Raw genomic sequence first — 19,103 nt, forward strand, 5'->3', positions numbered from 1 at the left:
GTGATCCCGCGCCCTTCCGGGTGCCGTGGCCGCGACCGGGCGTGTTATTGTCCGGTCGGCTGATTCGGGAGATCCATGGCAGTGTCGGCGGACGATCTGAGCGCCCCGCTTGGACAAAAATCGACGCGTAAGCGGCGGTTCCGGCTGCCTTTTTCCGGAACGCAGGCGCTTGCCACGATCCTCGCCTTGCTGCTGCTCGGTTTTCTCGGTGTTGCCATCTTCAATAATAACCCGATGGGCGGCGAGCCGGTAGCGCGCGTAGCGATCAAGGCACCTGCCGCGACTGATGATCAGAAGGTCGCCGCCAAGCCGCCGATCGAGGTCAAGCACGGTACGCCCGAGACGGCCAAGGCACCCGAGGTTCCCGGCCAGAAGACCATTACCATCATCGACGGCTCCAGCGGCGCCCGTAAGGATATCGTGGTGTCGAGCGAGGGGTCGGACAACGCTGCGGCCGATGTGTCGCCGCCGGTCATGACGGGGATCGATCAGAAACTGCTGGAGAAATCCCGCCACGGCATGGTGCCCATCGCCATCGGCGCGCTGAAGCCGGTCACGGCCTATGCCGCGGGCTCCGAGGCCGAGCGCGCCAGGGCGATGAAGATGCCGAGCATTTCCATCGTTATTGGCGGCCTCGGCGTCGGTGCAGCCAAGACCACCGATGCCATCATGAAGCTGCCGCTGGCCGTGACGCTGGGCTTCACGCCCTATGGCTCGGATCCCGGCAAACTGGTCGAGCGCGCCCGTGCGCAGCGCCACGAGGTGCTGCTGCAGCTGCCGATGGAACCGTTCGACTATCCCGACAACGATCCCGGCCCGCAGACGCTGTTGTCCTCGGCTACGGCCGAGCAGAACCTCGATCGCATGATGTGGCATATGAGCCGCTTCCAGGGCTATGTCGGCGTCGCCAATTTCATGGGCGCGCGCTTCATCGCCACTGACACGGCGATGCAACCCATTGCGCGTGAGGCCAGCAAACGCGGGCTTGCATTGTTCGACGATGGCTCGACGCCGCGCAGCGTTGCCGCCGCAGCCGCCGAAGGGCAGGGCATGCCCTTCGCACGCTCCGATGTTGCCATCGACGCGGTGCCGACCTCCGCAGACATCGACAAGGCGCTAGCGCGGCTCGAGGGGCTGGCCAAGGAGCGGGGTGTGGCTGTCGGCGTCGCTTCGGCGCTGCCGATCTCGATCGAACGTATCAGCGCCTGGGCGAAAACCCTTGAAAGCCGCGGGGTCATGCTGGTGCCATTGACAACCGCGATGCTGAAATCAAAATCAAGCTAGCGTCTTTGGGCTAGGGTGAATTCGGCACGGCCGAATCGCTGCGATTCAGCAAGGTCGAATCGCTGCGTAAAGAGTGCTCGAACGGACGCGAGAGGCATTGACGGAATGGCGCGCTACGAAGACCTGCCCTATCGAACTTGCGTCGGAATGATGCTGATCAACCCGCAAGGGCTCGTCTTTATCGGCCGACGTGCCGGCGGTATCGAGCACGTCGATGACATGCATGTCTGGCAGATGCCGCAGGGCGGCGTCGATCCCGGTGAGGACACCTGGGAGGCAGCCAAGCGCGAGCTCTATGAAGAAACCAGTGTCCAATCGGTCGAGAAGCTCGGCGAAGTGCCGGACTGGTTGATCTACGACATTCCCCGCACGGTGGCCGGGCGGGCCTGGAAGGGTCGCTATCGCGGCCAGCGGCAAAAATGGTTCGCCGTACGCTTCACCGGCGATGACAAGGAAATCAACGTCACGCACCCCCCGGGTGGCCACAAGGCCGAGTTCATCAATTGGCGCTGGGAGCCGATGAAGAACCTTCCGGAGCTGATCGTGCCGTTCAAGCGCCCCGTCTATGAGCGGGTGGTGAAGGAATTTGCCGGTCTGGCGGACGGCTAGCGCCGCAATGACGGATAACCGGCCCTATCGCCCCAATGTGGGCGTCGCACTGTTCAATGCCGACGGCAAAGTTCTGATCGGCCGCCGCTTCAAGGATGACGGGCCGGAGATCATTCTGCCGGGCCTGGAATGGCAGATGCCTCAGGGTGGTATCGATCCCGACGAAGATCCCCGCGTCGCCGTGATGCGCGAATTATGGGAAGAGACTGGCGTCAGCCATGCCGACTATCTCGGCGAGACCGGCTGGATGACCTACGACTTCATCCCGTTCGAGAACCCCAGCCATCGCTTTGCGCAGTTCCGCGGGCAACGGCAGAAGTGGTTTGCACTGAAATTCACCGGGGATGATGCCGAAGTCGATCCGCTCACGCCGCGCAATGACCAGCCGCCTGAATTCGACGCCTGGCGTTGGGAGCGGCTGGATCGCGTCGCGGATCTCGTGGTGCCGTTCCGGCGGGAGGTCTATCGCGCCGTGGCCGAGAGTTTTGCGAAATTTGTCTGAGGCGAAGCCCTGACGAAACGAAGCGCTACCCGGGCTATAGCGCTTAGTGCATCGCCGTCGAGGTGATGTGCTGCTGGATGACCTTGAAGTGGTCGAGGCGCTCGATGGCGCGGTCCAGAGCGGAACCTTCCTTCTCGGCGAGCTTCTCTTCCATCTCGGCGATGTCCTTGGCGAAAGCTTCGCGGTCCAGCTCGGCGATCGACGTCGCGACGTCAGCAAGAACCGTCAAGCCCTTGTCCGAGACTTCGGCAAGGCCGCCGAGCACAATGATCTTCTCATGCTTGCCACCGTTGGTGACAGTCATGATGCCCGGACGCAACGCAATCACCACAGGTGCGTGGCCGGCCATCACGCCGACATCACCCTCGGCGCCCGGGATATCGACCTGCTCGACTTCGCCTGTGAAAGCGAGCTTTTCCGGCGAGACGAGATCGAAGTGGAACGTGACCATCGGTAGCTACTCTCTTGGCTGTCACCCGCGAACACGGTCCGCGGTCTATCAGTCAGAATCTGCAGTCGGAACAATTCAATCCGCTGCCGGGCAGAGCCCGACAGCGGCAATCTTCTTTGATCAAGCGGCTTCCGCAGCCAGCTTCTTGCCCTTCTCGACGGCTTCTTCGATCGCACCGACCATGTAGAAGGCGGCTTCCGGCAGATGATCGTACTTGCCTTCGCAGATCGCGCGGAAACCCTTGATGGTATCGGCGAGCTCGACGAACTTGCCCGGCGAACCCGTGAAGATTTCAGCGACGAAGAACGGCTGCGACAGGAAGCGCTCGATCTTGCGGGCGCGGGCCACGGCCAGCTTGTCCTCTTCCGACAGTTCGTCCATGCCGAGAATGGCGATGATGTCCTGCAGCGACTTGTACTTCTGCAGCACCTGCTGAACCATACGCGCGGTCTCGTAGTGCTCCTGGCCGACGATCAGCGGGGACAGCATGCGCGAGGTGGAGTCGAGCGGATCCACTGCGGGGTAGATGCCCTTTTCCGAAATCGCACGGTTGAGCACGGTCGTCGCGTCCAAATGGGCGAACGAGGTAGCAGGCGCCGGATCGGTCAAGTCGTCGGCCGGAACGTAGATGGCCTGCACCGAGGTGATCGAACCCTTATGCGTGGTGGTGATACGCTCCTGCAGCGCGCCCATGTCGGTCGCGAGAGTTGGCTGGTAACCCACCGCCGAAGGAATGCGGCCGAGCAGCGCCGACACTTCCGAACCTGCCTGGGTGAAGCGGAAGATATTGTCGATAAAGAACAGCACGTCCTGGCCCTGATCGCGGAAGTGCTCGGCGACGGTCAGACCGGACAGAGCAACGCGCATGCGGGCGCCCGGAGGCTCGTTCATCTGGCCGAACACGAGAGCGCACTTCGACTTCACGGCCGGATCCGGATTGTGCGGATCGGCGTTCACCTTGGACTCGATGAACTCGTGATAGAGATCGTTACCTTCGCGGGTACGCTCGCCGACGCCGGCGAACACCGAGTTGCCGCCGTGCGCCTTCGCGACGTTATTGATCAGTTCCTGAATGAGAACCGTCTTGCCGACGCCGGCGCCGCCGAACAGGCCGATCTTGCCGCCCTTGGCGTAAGGCGCGAGCAGATCGACGACCTTGATGCCGGTGACGAGAATTTCAGCCTCGGTGGACTGCTCGGTATACATCGGCGCTTCCTGATGGATAGCGCGGTTGCCTTCCGAAGCGATCGGACCGCCTTCATCGATCGGCTCCCCGATCACGTTCATGATACGGCCGAGGGTGCCGACGCCAACTGGAACCTGGATCGGCGAGCCAGTGTCGGTGACTTCCTGACCGCGGACCAGACCTTCGGTGGTGTCCATCGCGATGGTGCGGACGGTCGATTCGCCGAGATGCTGGGCGACTTCGAGAACCAGGCGGTTGCCACCGTTCTTGGTTTCGATCGCGTTCAGAATTGCGGGCAGGTAGCCTTCGAACTGCACGTCGACGACGGCGCCGATGACCTGGGTGATACGTCCGGTCTGGTTGGCGGATGCGGCCATGAAAACTTCTCCATAAACTTCAAGGACTCGGAAGTCCGAAACTTGAACGGCGGCCCATGAGGCCGGAAGGTTGTTGTTAGATCGCCTCGGCGCCGGAGATGATTTCGATCAGCTCCTTCGTAATCATCGCCTGGCGGGTGCGGTTGTAGATCAATGTCTGCTTGCGGATCATGTCGCCGGCGTTGCGCGTAGCGTTGTCCATCGAGCTCATCTGCGCGCCATAGAACGAAGCGTTGTTCTCGAGCAGAGCGCGGAAGATCTGCACCGCAAGATTGCGCGGCAGCAGGCCGTCGAGGATCTCATCTTCGGCGGGCTCGTAGTCGTAGCTCGGCGTTGGGCCGGCATCGGCTTTAGGCGCCTCGACCACCAAGGGAATGATCTGCTGGGCGGTCGGGATTTGCGCGATCACCGACTTGAAGCGGGAATAGAAAAGCGTGCAGACGTCGAATTCGCCAGTGTTGAAGAGTTCGAGAACCTTCTTGGCGATGTCGTTGGCATTGACGAAGCCAAGCTGACGCACCGAACGCAATTCGAGATGACCGACGATCTGCTTGTCGAAATTCCGGCGCAGTTGCTCGTAGCCCTTGCGACCAACGCAGAAGAATTTGACCGTCTTGCCCTGGTTCATCAGCGCCAATGCGCGTTCGCGCGCCAGACGGACGATCGAGGAATTGAAAGCGCCGCACAGGCCACGCTCGCCGGTGCAGACCAGCAGCAGATGAACCTGATCCTTGCCGGTGCCGACGAGCAGCGCCGGGCCGGAGCCTGCCGTTGTAGCGCCGGCAATGCTGGCGATCACGGTATCCATCTTCTCGGCGTAAGGACGTGCAGCTTCGGCAGCGGTCTGCGCACGACGCAGCTTCGACGCTGCGACCATCTGCATCGCCTTGGTGATCTTCTGCGTCGCCTTGGTCGAGGCGATGCGGACGCGCATGTCTTTAAGTGAGGCCATTCTCAGTCCACCCCGGCGATCTGGCCGTTTGGCCGATCGCGAACCTCTCGTTCGAAACGCCCGACCTCGTGCCGGACATCAACGCGAATGGCCGGCAGGAGCCGGCCATTCATTGACAGTATTAAGCAGCGTAGGTCTTCGCGAAGCCTTCGACGACGGCCTTGAGCTGGGCGGCGACGTCATCCTTGAGATCGCGGCTGTCGCGGATCGCGTTGAGGATCTCAACGTTCTTGCCGCGCAGCAGCGACAGAAGACCGTCTTCGAAGCCCCGAACCTTGGCGATCGGCAGAGTGTCGAGATAGCCGTTGGTGCCGGCCCAGATCACGCAAACCTGCTCTTCCATCTTCAGCGGCGAGAACTGCGGCTGCTTCAGGAGTTCGGTCAGACGCGCGCCGCGGTTCAGCAGACGCTGGGTCGACGCGTCGAGGTCGGAGCCGAACTGCGCAAAGGCCGCCATTTCGCGGTACTGCGCGAGCTCACCCTTGATCTTGCCGGCGACCTTCTTCATCGCCTTGGTCTGCGCGGCGGAGCCGACGCGCGACACCGACAGACCGACGTTCACGGCAGGACGGATGCCCTGGAAGAACAGATCGGTTTCAAGGAAGATCTGACCGTCAGTGATCGAAATCACGTTGGTCGGAATGTAGGCGGACACGTCGTTGGCCTGGGTTTCGATGACCGGCAGCGCCGTCAGTGAACCATTGCCCTGGGAATCATTGAGCTTCGCAGCGCGTTCGAGCAGACGAGAGTGAAGATAGAACACGTCGCCCGGATAGGCTTCGCGGCCCGGCGGACGACGCAGCAGCAGTGACATCTGGCGGTAAGCGACGGCCTGCTTCGAGAGATCGTCATAGATGATGACGGCGTGCATGCCGTTGTCGCGGAAGAATTCGCCGATCGTGCAGCCGGTGAACGGCGCGATGTACTGCATCGGAGCCGGATCTGAAGCGGTCGCGGCGACCACGACGGAGTATTCCATCGCGCCCTGCTCTTCGAGCACCTTCACGAATTGGGCGACGGTCGAACGCTTCTGACCAACGGCGACGTACACGCAGTACAGCTTCTGGCTCTCGGGAGCGCCAGCAACGTTCAGCGACTTCTGGTTCAGAATGGTGTCGAGCGCGATTGCGGTCTTGCCGGTCTGACGGTCACCGATGATCAGCTCGCGCTGGCCACGGCCGACCGGGATCAGAGCGTCGACCGACTTCAGGCCGGTTGCCATCGGCTCGTTGACCGACTTGCGCGGAATGATGCCCGGTGCCTTGACGTCGACGCGCATACGCTTGTCGGCCTGGATCGGACCCTTGCCATCGATCGGATTGCCGAGCGCGTCGACCACGCGGCCGAGCAGACCCTTGCCAACCGGCGCGTCCACGATCGAACGGGTGCGCTTAACAGTCTGGCCTTCCTTAATTTCGCGGTCAGCGCCGAAAATAACGACACCGACGTTGTCGGTTTCGAGGTTCAGCGCCATACCGCGGGTGCCGTTCTCGAATTCGACCATTTCGCCGGCCTGGACGTTGTCGAGGCCGTAGACGCGGGCAATGCCGTCGCCGACGGACAACACCTGTCCGACTTCGGAAACTTCAGCTTCCTGGCCGAAATTCTTGATCTGGTCTTTGAGGATCGCGGAAATTTCTGCGGCGCGGATGTCCATCAGCCTGCCTCTTTCATCGAGTGCTTGATCGAGTTGAGTTTGGTGCGAAGCGAGCTGTCCACCATGCGGCTGCCGAGCTTGACGACAAGCCCGCCGATGATGGACGGATCGACTTTCACGTTGAGCGCGACGTCCTTGCCCGTCACTGACTTCAGCGCGGTCTTGAGAGCGTCGAGATTCTTGTCACTGAGCGGCTCGGCGACGGTGACGTCAGCCGTAGCTTCGCCCTTAAACTTGGCGACCAGCGCATTGAAGCCGCGCGCCACGTCACCAATGGCGAACAGGCGGCGGTTGGCGGTGAGGACCTTGAGGAAGTTGGCGGTGATGCCGGTAATTCCGGCTTTCTCCAGAACCGAAGCGAGGGCCTTGCCCTGAATCTCGGCAGAGAACACCGGGCTGCGAACCAGTCGCGCCAGGTCGGCGCTGTCGGCCAGCATCGCTGCGAATTTGTCGAGATCGGCCTTCACCGCATCGACGGACTTTTCGTCACGCGCCAGCTCAAACAGAGCCGTTGCATAACGACCGGACATTCCCGAAACCGACGGATCTTGTGTTGCCACGAATTGCGCTCTTCAGGCTGTCAAACTCGCAAGGGAATAACTATCGCCTGAATGTGGCGCCTAGCGATCCAAGTCCTTGGAATTCAAGCGGGACTTCGATTTTTAGGTCACAACAAAATGTCGTGACCCGTTCAAATCGCGGCTTTGCTAACATAGCCCGCGCGCTGGTGCAACGCGACGAAAGCGTTTGATGATGCCTTGTCGCAGGCCCTCGCAAAGAATCATTTCAGGGAGATGTGACGCGCCAATCGGGTCGCTGACGGAGTGTTTCATCGTCCATCTCCGAGGCGGAATTTCTTATTCCGCATGACGGTACACGGTGCCGATTCTTTTGAATCACGCAACGTCGAGTGCCGTGAGTCGGCAATTGAAATCGCGGCGGGCAGCGCGGCGTGCGCGTTTCATGTCACCGTTTCGGACTGCTTAACATTTACTTACCGAATGCTATCCATGCACGGCGATCACTTAGCTATTCAGTATAGTTATGTAATATGTAGTATATTTAATAGTTAAAAATTCATTAAAGCGGCTCATTAGGCATGTTCTGTTCCATCACAAGATATTTCATCTGGTCATGGAACGATTGCGTTGCCTATTTTACGCCTCATTACGTCGTCAAACGCTCAGCCAATGAAATTGGGACGGGGGTCCACTTGCCACATTTGTGGCAATACTGTCTGAGGGACAACAACTTATGCTGCGTTACGGAAAATCGACGCTGGGCGCTATCGCCCGGCCGCGTACGGCAATCGCTGTCATGACTGCCGCTCTTGTTCTCGGGGGAACGGTTTCTGAGGCTTCGGCCAAATCCCGGCACCATCGCCATCACCACAAGCACCATCACGTCGCCAAAGCTTCGCCGTCGCTGTTCGATGCCAATGCGTCGATCGCGCCTTCGACCGGCGGCCGCAGCTTCTCGGGTGTTGCGTCCTATTACGGCAATGAGTCCGGCAGCCGCACTGCGTCGGGTCAGCGCTTCAATCAGAATGCGATGACCGCCGCGCATCGTTCGCTGCCGTTCGGCACCAAGCTCCGCGTCACCCACGGCGGTCGCAGCGTTGTCGTCACCGTCAACGATCGTGGCCCGTTCATCCGTGGCCGGGTGCTCGACCTGTCCAAGGGCGCAGCGAGTGCGATCGGTCTGACCGGCCGTGGTGTCGGCCGTGTCGTTGCGGAAGTCATGTAAGCGCAGAGACGTGCTACGATACTGATCTCTCAAGTTTAGTAAGCGTTGCGTTGTGTTCGCGTTCAGTAAAAGCCTGTTGTCAGTAATGACAGCAGGCTTTTCTTTGATCTGTCACATGGGCGTTGCTTACAGAAAGCTTTGCGGATCGACATCTACTTCGAGCTTGAGATTGCCGGTCGTCTTTGGCCCATGCGCGAGCCAGTCGCGGAGATAGTGCGACAGATCGACATTGCGGGCTGACTTCACCAGCAGGCGAAAACGATAGCGGCCTTTGATCACGGCGAGCGGTGCTTCGGCGGGGCCGAGCACCATGATGCGCTCGTCGATCGGTGCTACGGCGGCGAGCTTGCGCGCATAGCCCTCCGTGGTTGGCCGGTCGCCGCCTGAGATGATCAGGCTCGCCAGTCGACCGAAGGGTGGATAGCCCGCGCGCTCGCGGGCCTCGATCTCGCTGGCGTAAAACGCTTCGCGGTCGTTTGCGATCAGCGCCTTCATCACCGGATGTTCCGGCTGATGGGTCTGCAGATAGCCGATGCCGCGGCCCTGTTCACGTCCGGCGCGGCCGATGACCTGATTGAGCATCTGATAGGTGCGCTCCGCGGCGCGCGGATCGCCATTACCGAGGCCCAGATCGGCGTCGATGACGCCGACCAGATTGAGCCGCGGGAAGTTATGACCCTTGGCCACGAGTTGCGTGCCAATGATGACATCGACACGGCCCTCTGCGATCTCGGCCAGCTCCGTGCGCATCGCATCGATCGACGTAATAAGATCGCTCGACAGCACCATGGTGCGTGCATCCGGAAACAGGCTCGCCGCTTCCTCTTGCAGCCGCTCGACGCCCGGCCCGACGGCGACCAGCGATTCTTCGGCCTGACAATGGGGACACTGATGTGGACGGTGCATCGAGAAGCCGCAGTGGTGACATACCAGCCGCTGGCGAAAGCGATGATCGACCAGCCAGGCATCGCAGATCGTGCAAGCGAAGCGATGTCCGCAGCCGCGGCATAGCGTCAGCGGCGCATAACCCCGGCGATTGAGGAAGAGCAACGCCTGTTCCTTGCGCTCGATGGCGATCTGGATTTTCCCGGCGAGGCGCGGTGCGATGAAGCGGCCGCGCATCGGCCCTTCGCGGCGCAGGTCGATGGCTTCGATATGCGGCATATGCTGGCCGCCGAAGCGCGATGGCAGCGCGATGCGCTGATAGCGGCCTTTGCGCGCGTTGACCTCGGACTCGACCGATGGCGTGGCAGAAGCGAGCACGATAGGAATCTTCGCGATCGATGCGCGCACCACCGCCATGTCACGGGCGTGGTAATGCGCGCCTTCGTCCTGCTTGTAGGCCTGGTCATGTTCTTCATCGACGATGATCAGGCCGAGTTTCGCATAGGGCAGAAACAGTGCCGAGCGGGCGCCGACGATGACATGGGCCTCGCCATTGGCGATAGACGCCCAGTTGCGCGCGCGGGTGCGCGGTGTCAGTTCGGAATGCCACTCCAGCGGCCGCACGCCGAAGCGTTTTGAGAAGCGCTCCAGGAATTGCCCCGTCAGCGCAATTTCGGGCATCAGGATCAGCACCTGTTCGCCGCGCCTGATCACCTCGGCAACCGCCTCGAAATAGACCTCGGTCTTGCCGGAGCCGGTGACGCCGTCGAGCAAAGCGGCGTGAAAATCCCCCTTGGCGGCGAAGGTCCGCATCGCTTCGGCCGCGACGGCCTGATCGTTTGAAAAGTCCGGTTCGGCGAAGGTGGGATCAGGCGCTGGCGGCGGTAGCGCGCGGGGCATGGCTTCAATAGCAAGCGTGCCTTCATCGACGAGGCCGTCGATTACGCCTGCGCTGACGCCGGCCTCCTTGGCTGCCTCAGACTTCGCGTGCAGCAGGCCGTCCGACAGGATCTCGATCAGCCGTGCGCGTGCCGAGGTCATGCGCTTGGGCACTTCGCCGACCAGGCGGACGCCCATGCGCACCCGCTCCGGGCCGAGGTGCTCGCCCATCCGCAGAGTCATCTTCATGACCATGCCGCGCGCGGACAAAGTGTAATTCGCCACCCAGTCGACCAGGCTGCGCAATTCCTGCTTCAGCGGGGGGACATCGAATTTCTCGCCAACCTCTTTCAGGCGATTGTGCAGGCGGGGGTCGGGATTGGCATTTTCTGCCCAGACCACGCCGATCACCTCGCGGGCGCCGAGCGGTACGCTGACGACATCGCCGGGCTGCAGGTCGAGGCCACGGGGCACGCGATAGGAATAAGCCTGGTTCAGCGCGACCGGCACCAGCACGTCAACGACGCCAGACGATGTTTTGGTGCGCGCAGCTTCGTCCATCGGCGGAATCAGACTCGAATTGGGGTATCCGCTAACCTAAGCTCGCGGTGCGGTCCGGACCAGTGTCCGCCGGATGGCCGGTCTTATGACCGATCGGCCGCCACGACAATGAAACAAGAACAAGAACCCGCAGGGAGAAACATCATGCGCCACAAGCTCGCCGGGACTCTAGCCTCACTTCTCGTGCTGTCAGTTACCGCCATCCCCGCACGGGCACAGGACCGGATGCCGCCGATCCCGGCCGACAAATACACCGACGCGCAGAAGAAAGCTGCCGAGGAGTTCTCCGGCGGCCGGGGCTATGAAGTCCGAGGCCCCTTCGTGCCGCTAATTCGCAGCCCGGAAGTCATGCTGCGCGCCAAGGCGATGGGCGATCATCTCAGGTTCAAGAGCGCACTGGCGCCGCGGCTCAGCGAAATGATCATCTTGATCACCGCACGCGAATGGACCCAGCAATATGAGTGGGTTGCGCATTATGACATCGCGGTCAAAGCCGGCCTGCGCAACGACATCGCCGATGCGATTGCCGATGGCCGGCGTCCTGTTGGCATGGCCGAGGACGAAGAGGCCGCCTACGACATGTCGATCGAGATCCAGCGCACCAAACGCGTGAGTGATCCGACCTGGAACAAGGCCGTCGCCAAATTCGGCGAGCAGGGCGTCATCGATCTGCTTGGGATCAATGGCTATTACACCTTCCTGGCCATGGCCATGAATGCAGCGCGAACAGGCCTCCCGACCGGTGTCGCGGAGCCCCTGAAGCGGTTCCCGGATTGACGATGCCGGCGGTTCACCAAAGTGAAACGAGCAGGGTGTGATAATCTCCGCCCGTTCGCGTACCGCGAACTGCAAGGCATCCCGATGGCCAAGCTTTCCGACAAGAAACCAGCCGAAGCCAAATCAGGTGGGCCGGCGCCGATCGACCTCATCTGTGCGGATGCCGACGTCTCGCTGCAGATGACGCGGTGGCTGTCACATCTCCGCGCCGAGCGGCGGCTGTCGCCAAAGACGCTCGAAGCCTATGCGCGCGACGTCCGGCAGTTTCTGACATTTCTCGCCGAACACTGGGGCGCGCTCGTCTCGCTGCCGCGTTTCGCCAAGCTGGAGACCAGCGATGTCCGTGCCTTCATGGCGGCGCGGCGCGGCGATGATATCGGCGGCCGCTCGCTGATGCGCGCGCTGGCCGGTCTACGGTCATTCGGTCGTTTTCTAGAGCGCGAAGGCAAGGGCAATGTCGGTGCGCTGTCAGCGATACGCGCGCCCAAAATCGGCAAGAGCCTGCCGAAGCCGTTGCAGATGGTCTCGGCCAAACGCCTGGCCGATGCGGATGAACGGGCCGGCGAAAACCGCGATCCGTGGATCTGGGCGCGCGACGCCGCAGTCATGGCATTGCTGTATGGTTCGGGCTTGCGTATCTCCGAAGCCCTTGGTCTGTCGCGCCGTGATGTGCCGGCACCCGGTGCCGGTGACGTACTGATCGTCAATGGCAAAGGCAACAAGACCCGCATGGTACCCGTGTTGCAGAATGTGCTGGAGCTCATCGCCGACTATGCGGCGCAGTGTCCGCACCCGCTGTCTGCCGAAGGACCGATGTTTGTTGGCGCGCGGGGCGGCCCGCTCAGTCCCCGGATCATCCAGTTGACCATGGAGCGGATGCGCGGCGCGCTCGGCCTGCCCGACAGCGCCACGCCGCACGCGCTGCGCCATTCCTTTGCCACCCATCTGCTGACTCGCGGTGGTGACCTCCGCGCGATCCAGGAATTGCTCGGCCACGCCTCGCTGTCGACCACACAGATCTATACCGGCATCGACACCGAGCGGTTGTTCGAGGTCTACAAGACAGCACACCCGCGAGCGTAGGGCCAGGCAAACCCCAGCTGTAGTAGAAGTGTCATGAGCTGCCCCTTGCGAAGTCGCCGCGGTTCGGTCAAATCGACACATCGACCAACCGGAGGGGATTACGATGGGCGCGCACGAAAGTATGGAGCACGCGGAGCATGCCGAGCATGCGTCCGGCTCGAACAAGAATATTGCACTGCTGATTGCTGTGATCGCGCTGTTTCTGGCGTTCTCGGAAACCCTCGGCAAGGGTGCGCAAACCGAATCTATCAGCAAGAACGTCGAGGCATCCAACCTCTGGGCGTTCTTCCAGGCCAAAAGCATCCGCCGCACCGTCGTTCAGGCGACATCGGACCAGGCCAGGCTCAGCCTTGGGCTGATGGGTGACGATGCCGCCAAGGCCGCACTGTCCAAGCAGATCGACGACTGGAAGAAGACCGCGGATCGTTATCGCTCCGAGCCGGAGACCGGCGAAGGCTCCGAACAGCTCGCCGCCCGTGCCAAGGAAGCCGAGCATGCGCGCGACCTCGCAATGGCGCGTTATCATCACTATGAAGTGGCCTCCGCCGCATTCCAGATCGGCATTGTGCTGGCATCGGCCACGATCATCACCGGCATGATCGCGCTGGCCTGGGTATCAGGTGCACTGGCGATTGCCGGCGTCGCCTTCACGGCGATTGGCCTGTTTGCGCCGCATGCGGTTCATCTCATGTAACGACTTAAGCCGAAGCGGTCCGGCATAGCTGCAGGACCGCTTCGGCAAACGCCTTGGGCGCTTCCTGCGGTACATTGTGGCCAACGCCCGCGATGACGCGGCGCTCGTAAGGGCCCGTAAAATACTGGCCGTGATTCTCGGAATTCTTTACTGGTCCAACGCCATCGTCAGCGCCATGCAGAACGATAGTCGGGACATCGATCTTCGGCTGCGCCGCAAGCTGGGTCTCCAGAAAAGCATAATTTGGATCGCCGGCAACACTGCCGGTACGGTGCATGTAGGAATGCACGACCACATCAACGAAGTCATCGTTGTCGAAGGCCGATGCCGAGCGCTCGAATGTGGCGTCGTCGAACGCCCAGCTGGGCGACCACATCTTCCAGAGCAGTTTGGCTAGTGCGTCGCGGTTCTGGATCAGGCCGTTGCGGCCGCGTTCGGTATGGAAATAATACTGATACCACTGTCGCGCTTCCTGCTCGGGAGCGGATGGCCGCGCCGCATTCGTCAGGTCCTGGATGTTGTAGCCGGTGCAACTGACGAGACCGTGTACGCGTTCGGGCCATAGCGCAGAGACGACGCAGGCCGCGCGGCCGCCCCAGTCATAGCCTGCGACAACAGCCTTGCCGATACGCAGCGCGTCCATCAGCTCCAGCAGATCCTGTCCGAGCGCAGCCTGTTGCCCCGAGCGGATGGTCGCACTGGAAAGAAACCGCGTTGGCCCATAGCCACGCAGATAGGGCACGATGGTACGAAAGCCGGCAGCGTTGATGATGTCGACCGCGTCGTCATAGCCTCTGATGTCATAGGGAAAACCATGCATCAGCAGGACGGGTAGGCCGTCATTCGGTCCGCTATGTTCATAAGCAATATCGAGAAGGGGAGTTTGGATGCGTGCCAGTTCAGCCAAGTCGTTCTCCCGTTCGATCTACCGTGCCGAATGCGCCCGATGACGCAGCCGTTGTACCAGCCGCATCCAACGCGACGATGAATTGGAGCGGAACATCGCCATCGTCGCCTTGATTCTTGCCGTCACAGGCGCGACCAATTCGCCGGCCCGGCGGCGGATGTCGAGAACGAATTCGTAGAGCTTCCGAAACCAGTTCATCTGCAACAGCTTCGGCCGTGTCACATCGAAGATGAACGCGGCGACGCCGACGCCGAGAAACTTGCTGAATACGATGAGCGTGAAAGCGCTGATCCAATACTGATGCATAAGCAGCCAGGCGCCGGCCAGTTTCAACGGAAACAGCAGGATCGCCGGAACAACAAACACGACCAGCGTCAACATTGGCGACAGCCGCGCGATTCGCGCGGCCAGCCATTCCTTGAATGCGCGCAGCGGTATCGCTGCAACGATGCGCGCGACGACCGGTTCGAGATGATCCCACAGCCACGCTTCGATCAGGAAGATCAAAGCGAGGAAGAACCACAGCGGCTGCAGCACGCGTCGCATCATGGTGTTCGTCTCCCAGCCGGCGTCGTGCCGGCCGTGACTCACATATGGATAGCGCGCTTGGCTACTGCAAATGCAGCTTCCTTCACCGCCTCGGAGCGGGTCGGATGGGCATGGCAGGTGCGGGCCAGATCTTCGGCGGAACCGCCGAATTCCATCAGCACGCAGGCTTCATGGATCATTTCGCCGACTTCGCGGCCGATCATATGCACGCCGAGCACGCGATCGGTCTTCGCATCTGCGAGAATCTTCACGAAACCATCGGTGGTCTGGTTGACCTTGGAGCGGCCATTGGCAGTGAACGGGAACTTGCCGACATTGTAAGCGATACCGGCAGCCTTGAGCTCTTCCTCGGTCTTGCCGACGGCGGCGACTTCCGGCGTGGTGTAGACCACGCCCGGGATCACGTCATAGTTCACATGACCGGCTTGGCCTGCAAGAATCTCGGCGCAGGCAACCCCTTCGTCTTCCGCCTTGTGCGCCAGCATCGGGCCCGCGACGACGTCGCCGATAGCGTAGACGCCCTTCACGTTGCTCGAGAAGTGATGGTCGATCTTGACGCGGCCGCGCTCGTCGAGTTCGACGCCAGCTTCCTTGAGGCCAAGCGCTTCGGTGTAAGCCACGCGGCCGATCGCCACGAGAATCACGTCGGCTTCGATGGATTCGGCAGCGCCGCCCGCGGCTGGCTCGATCTGCGCCTTCAGTTTCTTGCCCGACGTATCGACGCCAGTGACCTTGGCGCCGAGCTTGAAGGTCATGCCCTGCTTCTCAAGCATGCGCTGGAACTGCTTGGCGACTTCGCCATCCATGCCGGGCAGGATACGGTCGAGGAATTCCACGACGGTGACTTCGGCGCCGAGGCGGCGCCACACCGAGCCGAGTTCGAGGCCGATCACGCCGGCGCCGACCACGATCATCTTCTCCGGCACCTTGTCGAGGGACAGCGCGCCGGTCGACGATACGATGCGCTTCTCGTCGATCTCGATGCCCTTCAGCTTCGCGACGTCAGAGCCGGTAGCGATGACGATGTTCTTTGTCTCCAGCGTCTGGGCCTTGCCGTCAGCGCCGGTGACTTCGACCTTGCCGGTGTCGAGCACACGGCCGGTGCCCATCACGACGTCGATCTTGTTCTTCTTCATCAGGAACTCGACACCCTTGACGTTGCCGTCGATGCCCTGCTGCTTGAAGTTCATCAGCGCGGGAAGATCGAGCGTCGGGGCGGACACCTTGATGCCCATCTTGGCGAAGGAGTGGCCGGCTTCCTCAAAAAGCTCTGACGAATAGAGCAAAGCCTTCGAGGGCATGCAGCCGATGTTCAGGCAGGTGCCCCCCAGCGTGCTGTTCTTCTCGACGACGGCGACCTTCATGCCGAGCTGCGCCGCGCGAATCGCGCAGACATAACCGCCGGGTCCGGTGCCGATAACAACGAGGTCGTAAGAAGCCATGATGCAGTCCTGTATTGTCTTCAGATGATATGGGGTGTCAGAGCCTCAGCGGCCACCGGACACGTCGAGAATGGTGGATGTGACGTAAGAAGCCTCGTCCGACAGCAACCAGACGATGGCATTGGCAACTTCATCCGCTGTGCCGACGCGCTTCATCGGCACGTTGACGGAAAGACGATGCGCGCGGTCCGGCTCGCCGCCTGACGCGTGAATATCGGTATCGATCAAACCCGGCCGAATGCCGGCAACGCGAATGCCTTCGGCGGCGACTTCGTGTCCCAATCCGATGGTGAAGGAATCGATCGCGCCTTTCGACGCGGCATAGTCGACATAGGTGTTCGGCGCACCCAGTTTGGCGGCTACCGATGACAGATTGACGATAACGCCACCTTTGCCGCCGTGTTTGGTCGACATGCGCTTTACGGCCTCGCGGGCGCAAAGAATGCTGCCGGTGACATTCACCGTCATCATGTTGGCGATGCGTTCGGCAGTCATCTGATCGACGCGGATGGAAGGGCCGACAATGCCGGCATTGTTGACCAGGGCGCCGAGAGGACCAAAGGCGTCCGCTGCCTTGAACAGCGCAAGAATGTCAGCCTCGGAGCCGACATCGCATTTTACGGCGATGGCCTTGCCGTTGGTCGCTTCGATCTTCGAAACGACCTCGTTGGCGGCGGCTTCGTTGCTGGCATAGCCGACGACGACCTTGAAGCCACGTGAGGCCGCCAGCAGCGCGGTGGAACGACCAATGCCGCGGCTTCCGCCGGTAATGATGACGACGTTGTCGCTCATGCGTCGCTCCCGGTGAGTGCGGCGTTGAAGGACCAGATGTGTCCGAACGGATCGCGAATGGTGCCGTAGCGGGCCCCCCAGAAAACATCCTGAGGCGCCATCACGACTTCTGCTCCCGATGTTTCCGCGCGGGCGATCGCGGCGTCGACATCTTCAGGCTTGGGCAGATTGATATTGATCGTCATGCCGGCGCCGCCGCGGGTCTGCGGCGACAGGATGTGGCCACCAAACTCGGGAAATTCGTCATGCAGCATAACTTCGCTGCCGAACATTTCGAGATTGGCGTGCATGACCCGCTTGCCGTCGTCGGCCATTGCGTGGAACGAACACTTCGCGCCAAGCGCCTTCTCATAGAAGGCAATGGCTTCAAGCCCACCCTTGACGCAAAGGTGGGCCTGAATTGGCGGAGGGTTCGGTCCGAACGCCATGGCGACCTCGGGTTAGAGATCCAGAACGAGACGGGCCGGATCTTCCAGGCTTTCCTTGACGCGAACGAGGAATGTCACGGCTTCCTTGCCGTCGATGACGCGGTGATCGTAGGACACCGCCAGATACATCATCGGGCGGATCTCGATCTTACCGCCGACCACGACCGGACGTTCCTGGATCTTGTGCATGCCGAGGATGGCCGACTGCGGTGCGTTCAGGATCGGCGTCGACATCAGCGAACCGTAGATGCCGCCATTGGTGATGGTGAATGTGCCACCCTGCATTTCGTCGATCTTGAGCTGGCCGTCACGGGCGCGCTTGCCGAAATCCGCAATGGTTTTTTCGATGTTGGAGATCGACTTGGTATCGCAGTCGCGCACTACGGGAACGACGAGGCCCTTGTCAGTGCCGACGGCAACGCCGACGTGATAATAGTTCTTGTAGATCAGGTCGGAGCCATCGATCTCGGCATTCACGGCCGGAATATCCTTCAACGCCTGCACGCAGGCCTTGGTGAAGAAGCCCATGAAGCCGAGCTTGGTGCCGTGCTTCTTCTCGAACACATCCTTGTACTGCGAGCGCAGTGCCATCACGTTGGTCATGTCGACCTCGTTGAAGGTCGTCAGCATCGCTGCGGTGTTCTGCACGTCCTTGAGGCGACGCGCGATGGTCTGACGCAAGCGCGTCATTTTCACGCGCTCTTCGCGGGCAGCATCGTCAGCGGGTGACGGCGCACGTACCTGCACGGCGGCGGCAGACTGATTGATCGGCGTGGGTGCCGACGCAGCCTTTTCGATCGCAGCGAGCATGTCGCCCTTGGTCACGCGGCCATCCTTGCCCGAGCCGGGGACGGTGGCGGCATCGATGCCGCTTTCGGCCGAGATCTTGCGGACCGACGGCGCCAGCGGTGCATCGACGGGTGCGGACTTCTGAGCGGGAGCAGGTGCAGCCGCGGCAGGTGCAGCGGCCGGAGCCGGGGCAGCGGGCTTCGCGGGAGCTGCAGCCGGCTTGGCGCCGCCGGCACCATCGGTAATCTGGCCGAGCAGTGCGCCGACGGCAACGGTCTCGCCGTCCTTGGCAACGATCTCGCCGAGCACGCCGGCGGAGGGCGCCGGAACTTCGATGGTGACCTTGTCGGTCTCGAGTTCAACCAACGGCTCGTCAACGGCGACGGCATCGCCAGCCTTCTTGAACCAGCGGCCGATGGTGGCTTCCGTCACGGATTCGCCGAGCGTGGGAACGCGAATTTCAGTCATTGTCTATTTCCTCTTGTGGCGTGGCGACCCGCTCGGTCATTCCTGCCTGAACTTGAAATCAATGGGAATATGCGAACGCCCCGCG

19 protein-coding genes are annotated in these 19,103 nt (G+C 61.5%); 7 read left to right on the forward strand and 12 right to left on the reverse strand.

What is annotated here, in order from left to right:
- The first annotated feature begins 75 nt into the window (after nt 1-75).
- From LPB73_RS26105 to LPB73_RS26115, 3 genes are all read left to right on the forward strand, one after another.
- Nucleotides 76-1,284 carry a divergent polysaccharide deacetylase family protein gene (locus LPB73_RS26105; protein WP_231078680.1) on the forward strand — a complete coding sequence of 403 codons (1,209 nt, stop codon included), beginning with the start codon at nt 76-78 and terminating at the stop codon, nt 1,282-1,284.
- Nucleotides 1,285-1,389: 105 nt separating this feature from the next.
- Complete coding sequence (locus LPB73_RS26110) at nt 1,390-1,893, forward strand: RNA pyrophosphohydrolase (protein WP_068730156.1); 504 nt, start codon at nt 1,390-1,392, stop codon at nt 1,891-1,893.
- A gap of 7 nt (nt 1,894-1,900) precedes the next feature.
- Complete coding sequence (locus tag LPB73_RS26115) at nt 1,901-2,395, forward strand: RNA pyrophosphohydrolase (protein WP_093757758.1); 495 nt, start codon at nt 1,901-1,903, stop codon at nt 2,393-2,395.
- A gap of 43 nt (nt 2,396-2,438) precedes the next feature.
- On the opposite strand, the gene LPB73_RS26120 is transcribed toward LPB73_RS26115, so the two are convergent.
- The 5 genes from LPB73_RS26120 to LPB73_RS26140 all read right to left on the reverse strand — a co-directional run bounded on the left by LPB73_RS26120 (nt 2,439) and on the right by LPB73_RS26140 (nt 7,578).
- Nucleotides 2,439-2,846 carry a F0F1 ATP synthase subunit epsilon gene (locus LPB73_RS26120; RefSeq protein WP_089263241.1) on the reverse strand — a complete coding sequence of 136 codons (408 nt, stop codon included), beginning with the start codon at nt 2,844-2,846 and terminating at the stop codon, nt 2,439-2,441.
- A gap of 120 nt (nt 2,847-2,966) precedes the next feature.
- Nucleotides 2,967-4,409: a F0F1 ATP synthase subunit beta gene (gene atpD, locus LPB73_RS26125; RefSeq protein ID WP_089263243.1), complete on the reverse strand. Its 1,443-nt coding sequence runs from the start codon at nt 4,407-4,409 to the stop codon at nt 2,967-2,969.
- Nucleotides 4,410-4,485: 76 nt separating this feature from the next.
- The gene (locus tag LPB73_RS26130; protein ID WP_068730146.1) at nt 4,486-5,361 is read right to left on the reverse strand and encodes a F0F1 ATP synthase subunit gamma; all 876 of its coding nucleotides are present in this window, start codon (nt 5,359-5,361) and stop codon (nt 4,486-4,488) included.
- A 121-nt stretch (nt 5,362-5,482) separates the two neighbouring features.
- The gene (atpA, locus tag LPB73_RS26135; protein WP_068730144.1) at nt 5,483-7,018 is read right to left on the reverse strand and encodes a F0F1 ATP synthase subunit alpha; all 1,536 of its coding nucleotides are present in this window, start codon (nt 7,016-7,018) and stop codon (nt 5,483-5,485) included.
- The gene (locus LPB73_RS26140) at nt 7,018-7,578 is read right to left on the reverse strand and encodes a F0F1 ATP synthase subunit delta (protein ID WP_089263247.1); all 561 of its coding nucleotides are present in this window, start codon (nt 7,576-7,578) and stop codon (nt 7,018-7,020) included. The genes atpA and LPB73_RS26140 overlap by 1 nt, the downstream gene beginning before the upstream one ends.
- 694 nt (nt 7,579-8,272) lie before the next feature.
- On the opposite strand from LPB73_RS26140, the gene LPB73_RS26145 reads away from it, so the two are divergent.
- Nucleotides 8,273-8,764, forward strand: coding sequence for a septal ring lytic transglycosylase RlpA family protein (locus tag LPB73_RS26145; protein WP_089263249.1), 492 nt, complete (start codon nt 8,273-8,275; stop codon nt 8,762-8,764).
- A 126-nt stretch (nt 8,765-8,890) separates the two neighbouring features.
- On the opposite strand, the gene LPB73_RS26150 is transcribed toward LPB73_RS26145, so the two are convergent.
- The gene (locus LPB73_RS26150; protein WP_231078681.1) at nt 8,891-11,089 is read right to left on the reverse strand and encodes a primosomal protein N'; all 2,199 of its coding nucleotides are present in this window, start codon (nt 11,087-11,089) and stop codon (nt 8,891-8,893) included.
- A 144-nt stretch (nt 11,090-11,233) separates the two neighbouring features.
- Here LPB73_RS26150 and LPB73_RS26155 point away from each other — a divergent pair, with 144 nt between their 5' ends.
- The 3 genes from LPB73_RS26155 (at nt 11,234) to LPB73_RS26165 (ending at nt 13,643) form a co-directional block, all read left to right on the forward strand.
- A complete protein-coding gene (locus LPB73_RS26155) occupies nt 11,234-11,866 on the forward strand; it encodes a carboxymuconolactone decarboxylase family protein (RefSeq protein ID WP_231078682.1) in 633 nt (210 codons plus the stop codon).
- Between the two features lie 84 nt (nt 11,867-11,950).
- Complete coding sequence (locus tag LPB73_RS26160) at nt 11,951-12,949, forward strand: tyrosine recombinase XerC (protein WP_231078683.1); 999 nt, start codon at nt 11,951-11,953, stop codon at nt 12,947-12,949.
- A gap of 103 nt (nt 12,950-13,052) precedes the next feature.
- Nucleotides 13,053-13,643 (forward strand): DUF4337 domain-containing protein, encoded by a 591-nt coding sequence (locus LPB73_RS26165; RefSeq protein WP_068730131.1) that lies wholly within the window; start codon nt 13,053-13,055, stop codon nt 13,641-13,643.
- A 4-nt stretch (nt 13,644-13,647) separates the two neighbouring features.
- On the opposite strand, the gene LPB73_RS26170 is transcribed toward LPB73_RS26165, so the two are convergent.
- From LPB73_RS26170 to odhB, 6 genes are read right to left on the reverse strand one after another with little or no spacing between them, the layout of a single operon-like run.
- The gene (locus LPB73_RS26170; protein ID WP_231081254.1) at nt 13,648-14,541 is read right to left on the reverse strand and encodes an alpha/beta fold hydrolase; all 894 of its coding nucleotides are present in this window, start codon (nt 14,539-14,541) and stop codon (nt 13,648-13,650) included.
- Nucleotides 14,542-14,568: 27 nt separating this feature from the next.
- Nucleotides 14,569-15,099, reverse strand: a complete 531-nt coding sequence (locus LPB73_RS26175; RefSeq protein WP_231078684.1) for a hypothetical protein — start codon at nt 15,097-15,099, stop codon at nt 14,569-14,571.
- Nucleotides 15,100-15,137: 38 nt separating this feature from the next.
- Nucleotides 15,138-16,541 carry a dihydrolipoyl dehydrogenase gene (gene lpdA / locus LPB73_RS26180; RefSeq protein ID WP_231078685.1) on the reverse strand — a complete coding sequence of 468 codons (1,404 nt, stop codon included), beginning with the start codon at nt 16,539-16,541 and terminating at the stop codon, nt 15,138-15,140.
- A 45-nt stretch (nt 16,542-16,586) separates the two neighbouring features.
- Nucleotides 16,587-17,333, reverse strand: coding sequence for an SDR family oxidoreductase (locus tag LPB73_RS26185; RefSeq protein WP_231078686.1), 747 nt, complete (start codon nt 17,331-17,333; stop codon nt 16,587-16,589).
- Nucleotides 17,330-17,761, reverse strand: a complete 432-nt coding sequence (locus LPB73_RS26190) for a VOC family protein (RefSeq protein WP_120287625.1) — start codon at nt 17,759-17,761, stop codon at nt 17,330-17,332. Before LPB73_RS26190 ends, LPB73_RS26185 begins: the two co-directional genes overlap by 4 nt.
- A 12-nt stretch (nt 17,762-17,773) precedes the next feature.
- Nucleotides 17,774-19,018: a 2-oxoglutarate dehydrogenase complex dihydrolipoyllysine-residue succinyltransferase gene (gene odhB, locus LPB73_RS26195; protein ID WP_231078688.1), complete on the reverse strand. Its 1,245-nt coding sequence runs from the start codon at nt 19,016-19,018 to the stop codon at nt 17,774-17,776.
- Nucleotides 19,019-19,103: the final 85 nt, after the last annotated feature.

The organism is Tardiphaga sp. 37S4 (genome assembly GCF_021044645.1).
Lineage (GTDB): Bacteria > Pseudomonadota > Alphaproteobacteria > Rhizobiales > Xanthobacteraceae > Tardiphaga > Tardiphaga robiniae.

Excerpts from the sequence above, each read along its gene's own strand:
- LPB73_RS26105 (WP_231078680.1), top strand. The coding sequence starts at position 76 with ATGGCAGTGTCGGCGGACGATCTGAGCGCCCCGCTTGGACAAAAATCG.
- LPB73_RS26120 (WP_089263241.1), bottom strand. The coding sequence starts at position 2,846 with ATGGTCACGTTCCACTTCGATCTCGTCTCGCCGGAAAAGCTCGCTTTC.
- LPB73_RS26155 (WP_231078682.1), top strand. The coding sequence starts at position 11,234 with ATGCGCCACAAGCTCGCCGGGACTCTAGCCTCACTTCTCGTGCTGTCA.
- LPB73_RS26185 (WP_231078686.1), bottom strand. The coding sequence starts at position 17,333 with ATGAGCGACAACGTCGTCATCATTACCGGCGGAAGCCGCGGCATTGGT.
- atpD (WP_089263243.1), bottom strand. The coding sequence starts at position 4,409 with ATGGCCGCATCCGCCAACCAGACCGGACGTATCACCCAGGTCATCGGC.
- LPB73_RS26145 (WP_089263249.1), top strand. The coding sequence starts at position 8,273 with ATGCTGCGTTACGGAAAATCGACGCTGGGCGCTATCGCCCGGCCGCGT.
- LPB73_RS26175 (WP_231078684.1), bottom strand. The coding sequence starts at position 15,099 with ATGATGCGACGCGTGCTGCAGCCGCTGTGGTTCTTCCTCGCTTTGATC.
- lpdA (WP_231078685.1), bottom strand. The coding sequence starts at position 16,541 with ATGGCTTCTTACGACCTCGTTGTTATCGGCACCGGACCCGGCGGTTAT.
- LPB73_RS26190 (WP_120287625.1), bottom strand. The coding sequence starts at position 17,761 with ATGGCGTTCGGACCGAACCCTCCGCCAATTCAGGCCCACCTTTGCGTC.
- atpA (WP_068730144.1), bottom strand. The coding sequence starts at position 7,018 with ATGGACATCCGCGCCGCAGAAATTTCCGCGATCCTCAAAGACCAGATC.
- LPB73_RS26115 (WP_093757758.1), top strand. The coding sequence starts at position 1,901 with ATGACGGATAACCGGCCCTATCGCCCCAATGTGGGCGTCGCACTGTTC.
- LPB73_RS26130 (WP_068730146.1), bottom strand. The coding sequence starts at position 5,361 with ATGGCCTCACTTAAAGACATGCGCGTCCGCATCGCCTCGACCAAGGCG.
- LPB73_RS26165 (WP_068730131.1), top strand. The coding sequence starts at position 13,053 with ATGGGCGCGCACGAAAGTATGGAGCACGCGGAGCATGCCGAGCATGCG.
- LPB73_RS26150 (WP_231078681.1), bottom strand. The coding sequence starts at position 11,089 with ATGGACGAAGCTGCGCGCACCAAAACATCGTCTGGCGTCGTTGACGTG.
- LPB73_RS26110 (WP_068730156.1), top strand. The coding sequence starts at position 1,390 with ATGGCGCGCTACGAAGACCTGCCCTATCGAACTTGCGTCGGAATGATG.
- LPB73_RS26160 (WP_231078683.1), top strand. The coding sequence starts at position 11,951 with ATGGCCAAGCTTTCCGACAAGAAACCAGCCGAAGCCAAATCAGGTGGG.
- odhB (WP_231078688.1), bottom strand. The coding sequence starts at position 19,018 with ATGACTGAAATTCGCGTTCCCACGCTCGGCGAATCCGTGACGGAAGCC.